The 14,679-nt window shown below is 67.9% G+C and carries 16 protein-coding genes; 5 read left to right on the top strand and 11 right to left on the bottom strand.

Going from position 1 to position 14,679, the window contains the following annotated elements; genetic code table 11:
* Position 1: 1 nt before the first annotated feature.
* Positions 2-595 carry a peptide deformylase gene (locus G154_RS12105; RefSeq protein ID WP_019513722.1) on the bottom strand — a complete coding sequence of 198 codons (594 nt, stop codon included), beginning with the start codon at positions 593-595 and terminating at the stop codon, positions 2-4.
* A 128-nt stretch (positions 596-723) separates the two neighbouring features.
* On the opposite strand from G154_RS12105, the gene G154_RS12100 reads away from it, so the two are divergent.
* Genes G154_RS12100 through G154_RS12080 form a run of 5 tightly spaced genes read left to right on the top strand, consistent with a single transcriptional unit; the run spans position 724 to position 3,958 of the window.
* Positions 724-1,032 carry a DUF3263 domain-containing protein gene (locus tag G154_RS12100; protein WP_019513723.1) on the top strand — a complete coding sequence of 103 codons (309 nt, stop codon included), beginning with the start codon at positions 724-726 and terminating at the stop codon, positions 1,030-1,032.
* 18 nt (positions 1,033-1,050) lie between these two features.
* Positions 1,051-1,518, top strand: a complete 468-nt coding sequence (locus tag G154_RS12095; protein ID WP_019513724.1) for a LytR C-terminal domain-containing protein — start codon at positions 1,051-1,053, stop codon at positions 1,516-1,518.
* A gap of 10 nt (positions 1,519-1,528) precedes the next feature.
* Entirely contained in the window at positions 1,529-2,209 is a 681-nt protein-coding gene (locus G154_RS12090) for a superoxide dismutase family protein (protein ID WP_019513725.1), read from the top strand.
* The gene (locus G154_RS12085; protein ID WP_023985242.1) at positions 2,190-3,320 is read left to right on the top strand and encodes a glutamate--cysteine ligase; all 1,131 of its coding nucleotides are present in this window, start codon (positions 2,190-2,192) and stop codon (positions 3,318-3,320) included. The genes G154_RS12090 and G154_RS12085 overlap by 20 nt, the downstream gene beginning before the upstream one ends.
* A 20-nt stretch (positions 3,321-3,340) precedes the next feature.
* Entirely contained in the window at positions 3,341-3,958 is a 618-nt protein-coding gene (locus G154_RS12080; protein WP_023985243.1) for an LON peptidase substrate-binding domain-containing protein, read from the top strand.
* Here the strand turns inward: G154_RS12080 and G154_RS25535 are convergent, their stop codons facing one another.
* From G154_RS25535 to G154_RS12030, 10 genes are all read right to left on the bottom strand, one after another.
* The gene (locus G154_RS25535; protein WP_019513728.1) at positions 3,959-4,732 is read right to left on the bottom strand and encodes a hypothetical protein; all 774 of its coding nucleotides are present in this window, start codon (positions 4,730-4,732) and stop codon (positions 3,959-3,961) included.
* Between the two features lie 12 nt (positions 4,733-4,744).
* Complete coding sequence (mnhG, locus tag G154_RS12070; RefSeq protein WP_019513729.1) at positions 4,745-5,086, bottom strand: monovalent cation/H(+) antiporter subunit G; 342 nt, start codon at positions 5,084-5,086, stop codon at positions 4,745-4,747.
* Entirely contained in the window at positions 5,083-5,364 is a 282-nt protein-coding gene (locus tag G154_RS12065) for a monovalent cation/H+ antiporter complex subunit F (protein ID WP_019513730.1), read from the bottom strand. The genes mnhG and G154_RS12065 overlap by 4 nt, the downstream gene beginning before the upstream one ends.
* Positions 5,364-5,897 (bottom strand): Na+/H+ antiporter subunit E, encoded by a 534-nt coding sequence (locus G154_RS12060; protein ID WP_019513731.1) that lies wholly within the window; start codon positions 5,895-5,897, stop codon positions 5,364-5,366. The genes G154_RS12065 and G154_RS12060 overlap by 1 nt, the downstream gene beginning before the upstream one ends.
* Complete coding sequence (locus tag G154_RS12055) at positions 5,894-7,483, bottom strand: Na+/H+ antiporter subunit D (protein ID WP_019513732.1); 1,590 nt, start codon at positions 7,481-7,483, stop codon at positions 5,894-5,896. Before G154_RS12055 ends, G154_RS12060 begins: the two co-directional genes overlap by 4 nt.
* On the bottom strand, positions 7,483-7,947 hold the full coding sequence (locus G154_RS12050; RefSeq protein WP_019513733.1) for a Na(+)/H(+) antiporter subunit C: 465 nt from the start codon (positions 7,945-7,947) through the stop codon (positions 7,483-7,485). Before G154_RS12050 ends, G154_RS12055 begins: the two co-directional genes overlap by 1 nt.
* A complete protein-coding gene (locus G154_RS12045; protein ID WP_019513734.1) occupies positions 7,944-10,811 on the bottom strand; it encodes a Na+/H+ antiporter subunit A in 2,868 nt (955 codons plus the stop codon). The genes G154_RS12050 and G154_RS12045 overlap by 4 nt, the downstream gene beginning before the upstream one ends.
* A 134-nt stretch (positions 10,812-10,945) precedes the next feature.
* Positions 10,946-13,087, bottom strand: a complete 2,142-nt coding sequence (locus G154_RS12040) for an AAA family ATPase (RefSeq protein WP_019513735.1) — start codon at positions 13,085-13,087, stop codon at positions 10,946-10,948.
* Positions 13,084-13,947: a phosphatidylcholine/phosphatidylserine synthase gene (locus G154_RS12035; protein WP_019513736.1), complete on the bottom strand. Its 864-nt coding sequence runs from the start codon at positions 13,945-13,947 to the stop codon at positions 13,084-13,086. The genes G154_RS12040 and G154_RS12035 overlap by 4 nt, the downstream gene beginning before the upstream one ends.
* Positions 13,947-14,657 carry a phosphatidylserine decarboxylase gene (locus G154_RS12030; RefSeq protein ID WP_023985245.1) on the bottom strand — a complete coding sequence of 237 codons (711 nt, stop codon included), beginning with the start codon at positions 14,655-14,657 and terminating at the stop codon, positions 13,947-13,949. The genes G154_RS12035 and G154_RS12030 overlap by 1 nt, the downstream gene beginning before the upstream one ends.
* Positions 14,658-14,679 lie beyond the last annotated feature (22 nt).

Here is a 14,679-nt window from a genome sequence, read left to right as displayed (position 1 = left end):
GTTAGTGGCCGAAGGGGTCGGGATCCTCGCCGGGCAACCAGCTCAACCCCGGAACCCCCCACTTGTTGGACTTGACCATCCGCTTGGCCGCCCGGGCATGCCTGCCGATCAGCCGATCGAGATAGGTGAACCCGTCCAGGTGTCCCGTCTCGTGCTGGAGCATCCTGGCGAACAGCCCGGTTCCCTCCAGGGTGATCTCGGTGCCGTCGGCGTCCAGGCCGGTGACCCGCGACCAGGACGCCCGCCCGGTGGGGAAGGACTCGCCGGGCACCGAAAGGCAACCCTCGTCGTCATCGTCGGGATCGGGCATCGTCTCGGGGACCTCGGAGGTCTCCAGCACCGGGTTGATCACGACGCCGCGCCGGCGGGTGGTCTTGCCGCGATCATCGGCACAGTCGTAGACGAACACGCGTTCGGTGCGCCCGATCTGGTTGGCCGCCAGGCCAACCCCGTTGGCGGCGTCCATCGTGTCGAACATGTCGGCGATGAGCTCAGCCAGCTCGGCAGGTAAGGTCCCGTCGGCGCCAACGGGCACCGGCGTGGTCGGAGTGTGCAGGACGGGATCTCCCACGATGCGGATCGGTACGACAGCCACGATTGGCAAGCTTAAGTCAGCCGACTCGCGGGTAACGATCACGCCTCAAACTCCGGCGCCGTGATTGAATGAGCGCCGAACAACACCAATGTCATTTGCGAGTGAATCGGAAGGGTCCAAACAGCGATATGGATGGCGCCATCGCGCGGACCGGCCAATCCGGGGACGACTCCGAACCTGCGGACGGGCTGACCCGCCGCGAACACGACATTCTGGCGTTCGAACGCCAGTGGTGGAAGTACGCAGGGTCCAAAGAAGACGCCATCAAGGAGCTCTTCTCGATGTCGGCGACCCGGTACTACCAGGTACTCAACGCGCTCGTCGACCGGCCCGAGGCTTTGGCCGCGGACCCGATGCTGGTCAAGCGGCTGCGCCGGGTGCGCGCGAGCCGGCAGAAGGCCAAGGCCGCCCGGCGGCTCGGTTTCGACATCACGTGAGCCGTTAGGCTGGCCCCGATGAACCAGCGAGACTCTTCCGGGCTGCCCCTGCGCGCCATGGTGATGGTGCTGCTCTTCCTGGGTGTCGCGTTCCTGCTGATCGCATTTCAGTACATGGGATCCGATGACGACGACGCCTCGGACGAATCGGTCGCCATCAGTGCCACGACGACCAGCAGCCCCACCTCCAGTGCCGAACCGACGCCCGCGGCCCGCGATGCCGAGGTGCGCGTCTTCAACACCTCCGAGGTCGCTGGTGCGGCCGAGGGAGCGGCCGACAGGTTGCGCGAGGACGGCTGGAACGTGACCGAGACGGGCAACCTCGTGTTGGAGGGTCTGCCTGCGACGACGGTGTTCTTCGGCAGTGAGCCGGGGGAGCGCGAGGCCGCCGAGGAGGTCGGCCGTCTGCTGCAGGCGCCGGTCGAACCGCGGCGCCCCGAACTCGTCGAACAACCGCCGGGCGTCATCGTGGCGGTCACCGGCTAGGCTCTCGGACATGCCGATCTCAGCTCCGCTCCGTCTTCTTGCCGCCGCCGCTCTGACCGTGCCGATTGCCGCCGCCTGCGCACCGTACGAGCCGGAGGCCACCTCGCCGGGAACCACACCGCCGGTGTGGACCGGATCGCCGTCGCCGAGCGCGCCCGCCGCAGGCGGACACGGCGAGGGTGAGGCGCACGGATCGGCGGCCGGTGCCGAGACGCTGACCGCGGAGCTGAAGACCGCCGATGGCACCGACGTCGCGAAGGCCACGATCGACTTCACCGGTGGATTCGCCACCGTGACCGTCGAGACCACCGCCGCCGGCGAGCTGACCCCGGGCTTCCACGGCCTGCACATCCATCAGGTCGGATCCTGTGAGGGCGACTTCACCAGCGCCGGTGGGCACTTCCAGGCCGAAGGCCACTCCGGGCATCCCTCCAGCGGCGATCTGAGTTCGCTGCAGGTGCGCAGCGACGGTTCGGCGAAGCTGGTCACCACGACCGATGCATTCACCGCAGAGGAACTGCTGGCCGGCACCAAGACCGCCATCGTGATCCACGAGAAGGCTGACAACTTCGGCAACATCCCGCCCGAGAAGTACCAGCAGATCAATGGAACTCCCGGCCCCGACCAGCAGACGCTGGCCACCGGTGACGCGGGCGGTCGAGTGGCCTGCGGTGTCTTCTCCGCGGAGTAAGAACCGCATCGACTTCGCCGGGTCACCCCGGCCGACCGTCGGTGTCGAGTGGGAGTTCGCGCTCGTCGATCCCGTGACCCGCGACCTGTCCAACGAGGCAGCCGCGGTGATCGCCGAGATCGGCGAGACCCCGCACGTGCACAAGGAGTTGCTGCGCAACACCGTCGAGGTCGTCACCGGCATCTGTGAGACCGTGCCGGAGGCGATGACCGATCTGCACGACACCCTGGTCCCGGTGCGGCGTATCGCCCGCCAACGCGGGATGGAGTTGTTCTGCGCCGGAACGCACCCGTTCGCCGAATGGGAGATGCAGCAGCTCACCGAGGGGCCGCGGTACGCCGAGCTGATCAAACGCACCCAGTGGTGGGGCCGACAGATGCTCATCTGGGGCGTGCATGTGCACGTCGGGATCTCCTCCGGGCACAAGGTGATGCCCATCATCACCTCACTGCTCAACCACTACCCGCACCTGCTGGCCCTGTCGGCCTCCTCGCCGTACTGGGACGGTGAGGACACCGGTTATGCCAGCAACCGGGCGATGATGTTCCAGCAGTTGCCGACCGCGGGTCTGCCGTTCCACTTCCAGAAGTGGTCGCACTTCGAACGGTTCGTCCACGACCAGAAGAAGACCGGCATCATCGATCACATGAACGAGATCCGTTGGGACATCCGGCCGTCCCCGCATCTCGGCACGATCGAGGTGCGCATCTTCGACGGGGTGTCCAACCTGGCCGAACTGGGCGCACTGGTGGCACTGACCCACTGCCTGATCGTGGACCTGGACCGCCGGCTGGATGCCGGTGACCAGTTGCCCACCATGCCGCCCTGGCATGTGCAGGAGAACAAGTGGCGCGCAGCGCGTTACGGGCTTGATGCGGTGATCATCCTGGATGCCGACAGCAACGAGCGGCTGGTCACCGAGGACCTCGACGACCTGCTGAACCGACTGGAGCCGGTAGCCGACTCGCTGGGCTGCGCCGACGATCTGCGCCGCGTCGAGCGGATCTACCGCGACGGCGCCTCGTATCAGCGCCAGCGCCGGGTGGCCGAGGAACACGACGGTGACCTGCGCGCCGTGGTCGATTCGCTGATCGGTGAGTTGAAACTGTGAACACCCCGCCGCCGACAGCCATGTTCCCGCTGGAGGTGGCGATGCTGCCGGGCGAGGAACTGCCGTTGCGGATCTTCGAACCACGTTATTCGGCAATGATTTCGGACTGCCTGGCCGGCTCCGGTGAGTTCGGGGTGGTGCTCATCCAGGCGGGCCGGGAAGTCGGCGGCGGCGACGTGCGCAGTGACGTGGGGGCATTGGCGCGCATCGCCGAGCACACCGACCTGGGCGCCGGCAAGTACCGCCTGCGCGCTGTTCTCGGGGAGCGCATCCGGGTGACGCAGTGGCTCGAGGACGACCCGTATCCCCGCGCACGCACCGAGGCATGGCCCGACGAGGACGGCCCGATGGTCACCGGCGGGGACATCTCCGATGTCGAAGACACCGTGATGGCCCTGTTCGAGCGAATCGCCGCCGCCCGCGATGCGGTGCTGCCGCCGCGTGAGGTGCTGCTCGGTGGGCCGGAGCCCGGGCAGAGCCCAGGAGATCGGTTGTACGCGTTGGCCGCCCGGATACCGATCGGTCAGGCCGACCGGTACGCCGTGCTGGCCGCCCCGCACGCGTCCGCGCGGCTGGCGGCGCTGCGCGAAGCAGTCGAGACGGTGGCGGCGCTGGTGGAGTTCCAGCTGTCGGAGTGACTACTCGGGACTGAAGTCCTGGAGACGCAGTCGCTCCAGGGCGGTTCCGTCTTCGAGTTCGTGACGGTTCTCTGGGTGCAGCCAGTAGTGGCGGATCATCCAGTAGAGCGTGGCACCGTGTGGGACGTATCCGTCGAGATGGTGGATCACCAATCGATCGTCGGATCCCTTGCTGCGCAACACCGCGGGATGGTGGGCTCTGATTCTCGGTGCGATATCGACGATGTCCTCGATGCGGTCCCACGGCACCGCTCGGGTGCGACGTACATCGGCGTACTCCACCCGATCGGCCGAGAGTCGGAGAAATGTCTTATGCCCCCGCGATGCCACCGCGACCGTGCCGTAGAGCGAGAGCAGCAGCACATTCGACATCGCGAAGAATGCCTTGAACTCCTTGCCCTCCGGGACTATCGAGATCGTCTTGCCCGCCAGATACCCGGTCACCGATGCGGCGGAGCAGATCACCAACGCCAAGAAAGCCACAAAGAGCAACGCCATCGCCACCGGGTGCGAACGAAAGGTCGTCCCGGCGGTGGATGCCTCGGCACGAAGGGTTTCCGATCCGAGTTTGCCCACCGCGATAGAGGCGACGAAAGCGGTGATCCCCGTTGCGAACATGCTCGCCACCGTGGCGGACGTCACGTCGGAAGCGGCGATCGCATCGACGGTTTCGAAGGCGCAGTACACCGAGATCACCGCAGCGATCAGCACCGCGAACGGGATCAATGCCGGCCGGGATTTCCAGTTGGTCGGATCGGGCAGTTGCTGATGCACCAATTCGGGTGACTACTCCGGGTCGGGCAACGGGTTGTGCTTCAACTCGTCGGCAACCAGGCTCTCCTGCACATTCTGCTCCCGGTAGGCGAGCTGGCCGACCCGGTTGGCGACCACGGGCGCGGTGAAGAGGGTGAACAGCCCCGCCAGGATGATCATGCCGACATCGGGATGTCCCCGCAGCTGCACCGCCGCACCGGCCAGCACCAGCAGCAGACCGAGCACCTGTGGCTTGCTCGCGGCATGCATGCGGGTCAACGTGTCCGGGAAGCGCACCACCCCGATGGCGGCGGTCAACGCCAGCCCAGACCCGCTGAGGATGAGAACCGCGGTGATGACATCGGCAATGGTCATGAAGCTCTCCGCTCGTCCGGATCGCGGTCGGGCACGCGGAATCGGGCCACGCTCACCGATCCGACGAAACTGATCAGCGCCAGCGCCGTCAGGCTGTAGGTGACGGTGCTGTCCAGACTGAACGCCGCCCAGGTGCCGATGCCGCACATCGACACCGCCACAAAGGCATCCAACGCCACCAGCCGGTCCAGGGTGGTGGGCCCGGCGAGCAACCGGTAGACGGTGATCGCGGCGGCGGCCGAGAGCATGACCGCCGCAGCGATCCATACGATGTGCATCAACCGTCCTCCTTCGACGCGGAAGGTTGCCAGTCCGTGTCCCGTTCGAACGCCGCCACCATGAGTCGCTGCAGGGTCTCGGCCTGTCGGTAGAAGGCCGCGACCGCCTTCTCCGACCCGACATCCAGGACGTGCAGGTACACCAGTCGACGCTTCTGGTCGATCTCCAACACCACCGAACCAGGGATCAGGGTGAGGATGCCTGCCGCGAGGGCAAGCACGAGATCGGATTTGACGGCAAGGTGGACGCGCAACACCGCGGTCGCCGGTGGCGGTCCCGGTCGGATGGCCAGCCAGGCCACCTGGAACGAGGACACCACCAATTTGACGATGACATAAAGGATCAGGCGCACCAAGGACAGTGGCCGGACCCGCCCCTCGACGGGCACCCGCGGCAGCGGCAGCAACAGGGTGATCACCAGGGCGACCGCCAAGCCACCCAGGATGTTCGCGGCGGAGAACGTGCCCCACAGCAGCACCCACACCAGCGTCAACCAGCACAGCGTCCAGATACGTAGGGTGATCTTTCTCATTGCAACACCGCCGAGATGTATTGCTCGCGATCGAGTATCTGTTCGCCGGCTCGCTCGCTGTAGGCGTAGATGGGTCCGGCGAACACCGTGAGCGCCAGCCCCACCGCGATCAGTGCCCCGGTGGGCAACAGCATTCCCAGCGGCATCTTGCCGACATCGTTGCGATCGGCGAAGGCGATATCGTCGTCATCGTCGATCAATGCCGCGGGCACCGTGTTGGACAGGTCGCCCTCCGGCGCGTCGGCGCGAGCCCGCCAGAACGCCTTGGTCCACACCCGTGTCACCGCGTAGAGCGTCAGCAGGCTGGTGGCCACACTGCCGCCGACCAGGACCCAGGCCAACGTCGTGCCGGACTGGGCGCCGGCCTCCAGCAGGGCCACCTTCCCGATGAACCCGGAAAACGGCGGAATACCACCCAGATTCAGGGCCGGGACCACGAAGATGAACGCCAGCAGGGGACTGGCCGCCGCCAATCCGCCGAGGCGCTGCAGCGTCGACGCGCCGGCCTGGCGTTCGATCAGGCCGACGACCAGGAACAGGGTGGTCTGCACGACGATGTGGTGCGCGACGTAGTAGACGGCACCCGACATACCGAGGGCGTTGCCCAGGGCGACCCCGAAGATCATGTACCCGATGTGGCTGACCAGGGTGAACGACAACAACCGCTTGATGTCGTTCTGCGCGATCGCGCCGAGGATGCCGACCACCATGGTCAACAACGCCGCGACGAGCAGGACATCGTCGAGACCGCCGTCGGGGAACAACAGGGAATGTGCCCGGATGATGGCGTAGACACCGACTTTGGTGAGCAAGCCGGCGAACACCGCCGTGACCGGCGCGGGCGCGGTCGGGTACGAGTCGGGCAACCAGGCCGACAGCGGGAACACCGCCGCCTTGATGCCGAACGCCACCAGTAGCACCGCGAACAACGCCGTGCGGGTGCCTGCGGGCACATCGGTCAGGCGGACCGCGACCTCGGCCATGTTCAGGGTGCCGGTCGCCGCGTACACCAGCGCGATGCCGGTCAGGAAGATCAGCGAGGACACCATCGACACCATCACGTAGGCGATGCCGGCACGCACGCGTTCGGCGCTGCCGCCGATGGTCAAGAGCACGAAGCTGGCGGCCAGCAGCACCTCGAAACCGACGAACAGGTTGAACAGGTCGCCCGCCAGGAAGGCCGTGCACACTCCCGCGGACAGGATCAGGTAGGTGGGCTGGAAGATCGAAACCGGTTGGCGTTCATCACCGTCGCTGATGCCCTGCCCGATGGCGTAGAACACGACCGCCAGCAGGACGATCGAGGACACCACGAGCATCAGCACCGACAGACGGTCGGCCACCAGCGTGATGCCCAACGGGCCCATGCCCGGTTCGCTCTGGCCCCACCCGCCGACCTGCACGGCGACGGTGCCGTCACGGTCGACCAGATAGAGCAGCAGGGCGCACACCGCCACGACGGTCGACAGCGCGGTCAGCGAAATCAGTTGCTGAATACGGGGACTGCGGCCGGCGACCATGGCGATGGCCGCGGCGATGGTGGGAATCAACACCGGCAGGGGAGTCAGGATCTGCGCGAGGGCCATCAGCGGGATCCCTCCGCGCCCGGCAGGGCGTCGAGTTCGTCGGGTGCGTCGGTATCCCGCGAGGGCACCACATCCGGGATGTCGCGGTCCACGACATCCTCGTCCGCGCGCTCGGCGACCCTGGTGTCCTCGGGATCGTTGCTGACCTCTTCGACGGTGGTCAGCTGATACGAGCGGTAGGCAAGGGCCAACACGAAAGCCGCGACACCCATGGCGATGACGATGGCCGTCAAGATCATGCCCTGGGCCAGCGGATCGGCATCGGTCTGCGCGCCGTTGCTGGTGCGCCCGTACACCGGCGGATTACCCGACGGGCCACCGACATTGAGGATCAGCAGGTTGACGGCATTGCCGATCAGCAGCAGTCCCAGCAGCATCCGGGTCAGGGTGCGTTCCAGGAGCAGGTAGACACCGGTGCTGGTGAGCCCGCCGATCAGGATCAGTGGAACGAGGTAGGTGGTCATTTCTGCACCCTTTCCGCATCGACCCGGGCGCCGAGGCTGCGCAGGATGTCCAGAACCAGACCCACCACGATCAGATAGACACCGATGTCGAAGAACAACGCGGTGACGAGCTTGATGTCCCCGAGCACCGGTATGTCCAGATAGAGCACCGCCGAGGAGAGCACCGGGGCGCCGAGCGCCAGTGAGGTGATCGCCGTGCCCGCCGACATCAGCAGCCCGGCGCCGAGGATCTTGCCGGCATCCAGCGGCAGCGTCTCGCCGAGTTCGTAACGGCCACCGGCCAGATAGCGCAGCACCAGGGCCAGCCCGGCGGTCAGGCCGCCGGCGAACCCACCGCCGGGAGTGTTGTGTCCGGCGAAGAACAGATACACCGAGAGCACCATGATCAGCGGGAAGATGATCCGGGTGGCGACCTCCAGGACCAGCGACCGATGCCGCGGGTCGCGCAACTCGCTGCCCCGCAGCCAGGTGACATCACCGGCCGCCGGACTGTAGGCGGTCACCAACCCGATATCGGGCTGGCCCGCGACACTGGGTTTGGCCTGCGGCACCCGGGGGGCCGCACCGAAGCGCCGATTGCGGAACACCATCGAGGCCACCCCTGTTGCCGCGACGACCAGCACCGAGATCTCGCCCATGGTGTCCCAGGCGCGGATGTCGACGAGCAACACGTTGACCGTGTTGGCGCCGTGCCCCCGGTAGTAGGCGGCGTCGGGCAGTAGCGCCGCGATGGGACGCGTATCGCGCGCGGCCATGGCGAACACCGCCAGCGTCGTCACCGCCGCGCCGACCGCCGCCGACAACACCGCTCGCGGTGCGCGGCTGCGGGTGACGTTGGACCGATCGGCCTCGGCCGGCAGCGTGCGCAGCACCAGCACGAAGATCACCAGCAGCAGCGTCTCGACCAGGAACTGCGTCAGCGCCAGATCGGGCGCGCCGTGCAGGGCGAAGATGGCACCGCAGCCGTAACCGGTGACGCCGACCAGCAGCACCGCGGCCAACCGATTGCGCATCACCGTCGCACCCAGCGCGGCCGCCAGGATGACCGCGCCGATCACCACCTGCAGCGGGGAATCCCACAGCGCCATCTCGGGCCGGTTGCGGGCGCCCAGGGCCAACATGACCAGCGGCAACACCACAAGGGTGCACAGGATGACCGACTGGGTGGCCGGCAACGAACCGCGCTGGGTCTGCGCGGTCACCCGCACCGCGAGCAGGTCGAGCCCGCGCATCACGTCGTCGTAGATGCGGTCGGCGTTGCCCAGTGGGGTGAAACCGGTGCGCGCGCGAGGCAGTCGCCGGCGGCCGAAGAACACCACCGCGCCGGTCACCAGGATGAACACCGACAACAACAGCGGAACACCGAATCCGTGCCACAGCGCCAGGTAGTAGTCCGAACCGCCGGGGATGGTCTTGGCGTAATCGTCGAGCACCGCGTCGATACCCGAGGGCCACAAGCCGAACACCAGGCCTGCGGCGGCAAGGACCGCCGGCGGCACCAGGAACGTCACCGGCGGTCGGTGCATCTCGGTGACCCGGACGCTGGGTTCGGCGGTGCCCTTGTCGGCGAACGCGCCCCATAGGAAGCGCAGCGTGTACATGGTGGTGAACACCGAACCGAACACGATGCCGGCGAGCACGAACGGTGCGGCGCCGCCGAGAACCTCGCTGTGCAGCACCGTCTCCAGATCCGCCTCTTTGGCGATGAAGCCGAAGAACGGCGGCAACGCGGCCATGCTCGCGCTGGCGCCGGTCGCGATGATCAGCAGGGGCCGATGTGCCCGGCCCAGCCCGGCGAGTTTGCGGATATCGCGGGTACCGGTGGCATGGTCGATGATGCCGACCACCATGAACAGCGCGGCCTTGAACATCGCGTGCGCGCAGAGCATGGCCAGCCCGGCCAGCATCATGTCCGGACCGCCGGTGCCGACCATGACAGTGATCAGACCGAGCTGGCTGACGGTGCCGAAGGCCAGGATGAGTTTGAGGTCGTATTCGCGGATGGCGCGCCAGCCGGCCAGCAGCATGGTCAGCAGTCCGAGCCCGACCACCATCGGTCGCCAGAAGGCGGTGTCGGCGAAACCCGGGGTGAGCCGGGCAACCAGATAGACACCGGCCTTGACCATGGCTGCGGCGTGCAGATAGGCGCTGACCGGTGTCGGCGCCGCCATGGCGCCGGGCAGCCAGAAGTGCAGCGGCACGATCGCCGACTTCGACAGCGCGCCGACCAGGATGAGCGCGATGCCGACGCTGGCGGCAAGGCCGGTCGGCGGGGCGGCGATCAGTTCCGAGAGCAGATAGGTCCCCGACATCTCACCGAGGACGACGATCCCGACCAGCATGGCCAGGCCGCCGAATGTCGTCACCAACAGCGCCTGGGTGGCGGCGCGCCGGCTGGTGGCGCGTTCGGCATAGTGCCCGACCAACAGGAAGGACAGCACCGTCGTGGTTTCCCAGAAGATGTAGAGCAGCAGCATGTTGTCGCTGACCACCAGACCGAACATCGCGCCGGAGAAGGCGACGAGCTCGGCGGCGAAACTGGGCAGCCGTTTCTCGATGCGGCCCTCGTGATGGTGGAAGTACTCGGCGCAATAGAAGAGGACGAGCGCACCGATGGCCAGCACGAGCACACTCATTATCGCGGCCAGCGAATCGAACCGCAGCGTGATGTCCATCGACAGCATCGGCAGCCACGGGATGTGCACGGTCGGCACGTGCTCGGCGGTGGGCCAGTTCAGGCCGACCCAGATGAGCGACAGCAGTGGAACCAACGCCAGCGGGTAGAACGCGAGGCGCCCCCAGCGGGCCACCAGAAGGGGCGCCACCGCGGTGGCGATGACGTGGGCGAGCAAAACGACGAGCATGGCACTCCGATCGGGTTGGGTCGGGGTGTCAGTGACCGATGAGCACCCGAAGAGGGCGCAGCGGCGGGTATGACCGTTGGTACGAACTCATTCTACGTGCACGGTTTTGAGTTCATCGAACCCAGCCTGAACGGTCAGTGGCCGTCTGCGAAAGCCCGTAGAGAATCGACCTGTTGGGGATCGAGCGACGGCCGCACGTTCTCGCGGGCGGTGGCCACATCGGCTGCGGTGACGTCGGCGGCGTCGATCGATCGCCGCATCGCGGTCAGTGCGGCCTCGCGCAGCAGGGCGACGCAATCGGCCGCGCTGTAGCCGTCGAGATCGTCGGCCAGGGTGTCCAGGTCGACCTCTGGGGACAGCGGTATGGACTTGCCCGCGGTCCGCAGGATGTCGCGGCGCGCGTCGGCGTCCGGCGGCTCGACGAACACCAGGCGCTCGAGCCGGCCCGGTCGCAACAGTGCCGGGTCGATCAGGTCCGGTCGGTTGGTGGCACCGAGCACGACGACATCACGTAATGGCTCGATACCGTCCAACTCGGTCAACAGCGCGGCCACCACCCGGTCGGTCACCCCGGAGTCGTGGCTCTGCCCGCGCCGCGGCGCCAGCGCGTCGATCTCGTCGAGGAACACCAGCGACGGTGCCGAATCGCGGGCCCGGCGGAACAGTTCGCGCACCGCCTTCTCCGATGATCCGACCCACTTGTCCATCAGCTCGGCACCCTTGACCGCGTGCACGGACAACCGGCCGGAGCTGGCCAGCGCGCGCACCACGAAGGTCTTGCCGCACCCGGGCGGGCCGAAGAGCAGGACACCGCGCGGGGGCTCGACGCCGAGCCGGGCAAAGGTGTCCGGATGCTGCAGTGGCCACAGCACCGCCTCGGTGAGCGCCTGCTTGGTGGCGACCATATCGCCGACGTCCTCGAGGGTGACCGAACCGACCGCGACCTCCTCGGTGGCCGACCGCGACAGCGGGCGGATCACCGAGAGCGCCCCGGAGATATCGTCCTGGGCCAGTGCCGGCGGCGAGTTGTCGGCGCTGGCCCGCGCGGCGGCACGCAGCGCCGCCTCCCGGATCAACGCGGCAAGATCGGCCACCACGAACCCAGGGGTGCGCTCGGCGATGGTGTCCAGATCCAGATCGGCGGCGGGTACCCCGCGCAGCAACACCTCCAACAGGGCCGCGCGGGTGGCGGTGTCGGGCAGGCTCAGCCCGAGTTCGCGATCGCAGAGATCCGGGGCGCGCAGCCGTGCGTCGACGTTGTCCGGGACCGCGGAGGTGGCGATGAAGGCAACACCCTTGGTGGCCACCGCTTTCCGCAATTCGGTGAGGATCAGCGTCGCGACCGGTTCCGGTGCGGTCGGTAACAGGGCGTCGATATCGGTGATCAGCAGCACGCCGCCGGACTGCACGGAGGCCACGGCCGCGGTGACGCTGGCAAGCCGGTCGTCGCCGGCCAGGGCGCCGACCTCCGGGCCGTCGAGTTCGACGAGCGCGCGTTCGGCGCACACCGAGCGCACCAGGGTGGCCTTGCCGACTCCGGCCGGTCCGGATACCAGAACACCGAGATGGGCGGTGGCACCGAGCTTTTCGAGCAGTTCGGGTTGGTCGAGGGCGAGCTTGAGCCATTCGGCAAGCTTGCCGGCCTGGGTGTGGGCACCCTTGAGGTCATCGCGCGGGACGGCGGGCTCGGCGGGCGCCTGGCTCGGGGTCGGTGCGACGGACAGGGTGCCGTCGCCCCAGCTGACGTTCGAATTGGGTTGCACGCTCACGGTTCCCGCGGGGTCGACACCGGTGACGGTCAGCAGTTCGGAGGTCCAGGTGATACCGACCGAGGTGGTCAACGCGGTCGTCGCGGCCGAGGTCGAGGTGCCCGGACCAAGGTCGCGGGGCAGCAGAGACACCGTGTCGCCGACGGTCAGCACCTTGCCGAGCAGCGCCATCCGCAACGTCGCGGAGCTCACCGACTGGGTGGCCAGCCGGGAACCGGTCAGGGTCACCGCGCGGGCGCCGTGCACCGTCACCGGGGCCACCACGACGCCGGTGTCCTCGCGCAACCCCGCATTGGACAGCGTCACATCGTCGAGCAATGCGACCCCGGCCGGGGTGCCCGCCGGGGCGATCCCCACGACGGCGGCGGTGCTGCGCGACCCCAACAGCGATACCGCGTCCCATTCGCGGATCCCGAGCGCGGCAATGGCCTCCGGGTGCAGGCGCACCACACCGCGGCGGCTGTCGGAGGCCGACGTGTTCAGCCGGGCGGTGAGCGTCAAGCTCATGGGCGGCCCGGCGGCTTGCGCAGGCCCAGCCGCGACATCGACCGCCGGTGCGGTTGTGCCCGCCGGATCTCGCGGCGCTGGGCCCGGCGCTCCCTGGGCATCGCGTCCCAGGCCTCCGGACGGGCGGCCACCCAGCGCTGGCTGCGCACGGTGAACGGAATGATCAGCACGTAGCCGATGATGATCAGCAGCACCAGCACGTAGGGGAAGAGCAGCAGGGCGGCGGCGGCCGCGGCGATCGCGATGAGCAGGATCGGTGCGGCGTTCGGGGGCATCGACACCGATTTGAGCGCCAGCGTCGGCACCCGGCTGACCAACAGCGCGGCGTTCGCGGCGAACCACAGACAGACGAACCACGGTGCGGTCCACCATCCGTCGCCGAACTGCAGCATGGCCGCCAACGGCCCGATCACACCGACCGCGCCACACGGCGCGGGCATCCCGGTGAAGTACTGCCGGGTATAGGCGGGCTTGGAGGTGTCGTCGAGCAGCGCGTTGAAGCGCGCCAGCCGCAGCACGATGCAGACCGCGTAGAGCAGCGCGAAGATCCAGCCCACGGGCGAGGTCGGCAACAACGTCACATAGACGACCAGCGCGGGCGCGACACCGAAGTTCACCGCATCGGCCAGCGAGTCGATCTCGGCACCCATCCGCGACTGGGCATCCAGCGCGCGGGCGATACCGCCGTCGATACCGTCGAGGACCGCGGCCGCACCGATGAGCGCCAGCGCGATATGCGGTTGGCCGTCGAGCGCGAATTTGATGGACGTCAGGCCGCAGCAGATCGCCAGCACGGTCGTCGCGCTGGGCAGGATCTTCATCGCCGCCGGGCGTGGCTTGGCGCGGTCACGGTTGGACATCAGGGCAACTCGGCCAGGATCGTCTCGCCGCCGATGGCGCGCTGTCCGGCCTCGACCAGGATCCGCGAGCCCTGCGGGAAGTAGGTGTCCAGCCGGGAGCCGAACCGGATCAGTCCGTAGGTCTCACCCAGTTCCAGGGTGTCGCCGGTCTTGGCGGTGCACACGATCCGGCGGGCCACGAGGCCGGCGATCTGCACGGCGACGATGTCGACATCCTCGGGGGTGCGGATCCACAGGCTGTTGCGTTCGTTGTCCGCGCTCGCTTCGTCCTTGTCGGCCGACAGGAACTTGCCGGGCCGATGGACTACGCCCATCACCCGCCCGGCGATCGGCGCCCGCTGCACATGGGCGTCGAAGATGGACAGGAAGATGCTGATCCGGGCCATCGGGGTGTCCCCGAGACCGAGTTCGGCAGGCGGGACGGCGGTGTCCAGCAAGGTCACCAGACCGTCGGCGGGTGCCACGACGGCACCCGGCCTGCTCGGCGGCACCCGCGGCGGGTGCCGGAAGAACAGTGCACAGAAGCCGGCCAGTCCGAGCCCGGTGTTGCGCAGCCAGCGGCGGTTCTTGCCGGCGGCCGCCACGCCGAGACCCCCGGCGATGAACGGGAGGCCGGCCGGATGCAGCGGCGGGACGGTGGAACGGACCAATTCGACGAAGCGTTGGGCTTCTGAGCTGTGGTCATCGGGTGAACGCGCAGGTCTGGCCATGTTGGCTCCCGATTCTACGTTG

It is taken from the genome of Mycobacterium sp. VKM Ac-1816D (assembly GCF_000416385.1).
Classification (GTDB): Bacteria; Actinomycetota; Actinomycetes; order Mycobacteriales; family Mycobacteriaceae; genus Mycobacterium; species Mycobacterium neoaurum_A.
This window is presented reverse-complemented; position numbering and strand designations above follow the sequence as displayed.

Excerpts from the sequence above, each read along its gene's own strand:
- G154_RS12060 (WP_019513731.1), bottom strand. The coding sequence starts at position 5,897 with ATGAGAAAGATCACCCTACGTATCTGGACGCTGTGCTGGTTGACGCTG.
- G154_RS12055 (WP_019513732.1), bottom strand. The coding sequence starts at position 7,483 with ATGGCCCTCGCGCAGATCCTGACTCCCCTGCCGGTGTTGATTCCCACC.
- G154_RS12100 (WP_019513723.1), top strand. The coding sequence starts at position 724 with ATGGATGGCGCCATCGCGCGGACCGGCCAATCCGGGGACGACTCCGAA.
- mnhG (WP_019513729.1), bottom strand. The coding sequence starts at position 5,086 with ATGACCATTGCCGATGTCATCACCGCGGTTCTCATCCTCAGCGGGTCT.
- G154_RS12095 (WP_019513724.1), top strand. The coding sequence starts at position 1,051 with ATGAACCAGCGAGACTCTTCCGGGCTGCCCCTGCGCGCCATGGTGATG.
- G154_RS12090 (WP_019513725.1), top strand. The coding sequence starts at position 1,529 with ATGCCGATCTCAGCTCCGCTCCGTCTTCTTGCCGCCGCCGCTCTGACC.
- G154_RS12040 (WP_019513735.1), bottom strand. The coding sequence starts at position 13,087 with ATGAGCTTGACGCTCACCGCCCGGCTGAACACGTCGGCCTCCGACAGC.
- G154_RS12065 (WP_019513730.1), bottom strand. The coding sequence starts at position 5,364 with ATGCACATCGTATGGATCGCTGCGGCGGTCATGCTCTCGGCCGCCGCC.
- G154_RS12035 (WP_019513736.1), bottom strand. The coding sequence starts at position 13,947 with ATGTCCAACCGTGACCGCGCCAAGCCACGCCCGGCGGCGATGAAGATC.
- G154_RS12045 (WP_019513734.1), bottom strand. The coding sequence starts at position 10,811 with ATGCTCGTCGTTTTGCTCGCCCACGTCATCGCCACCGCGGTGGCGCCC.
- G154_RS12030 (WP_023985245.1), bottom strand. The coding sequence starts at position 14,657 with ATGGCCAGACCTGCGCGTTCACCCGATGACCACAGCTCAGAAGCCCAA.
- G154_RS12050 (WP_019513733.1), bottom strand. The coding sequence starts at position 7,947 with ATGACCACCTACCTCGTTCCACTGATCCTGATCGGCGGGCTCACCAGC.
- G154_RS12080 (WP_023985243.1), top strand. The coding sequence starts at position 3,341 with ATGTTCCCGCTGGAGGTGGCGATGCTGCCGGGCGAGGAACTGCCGTTG.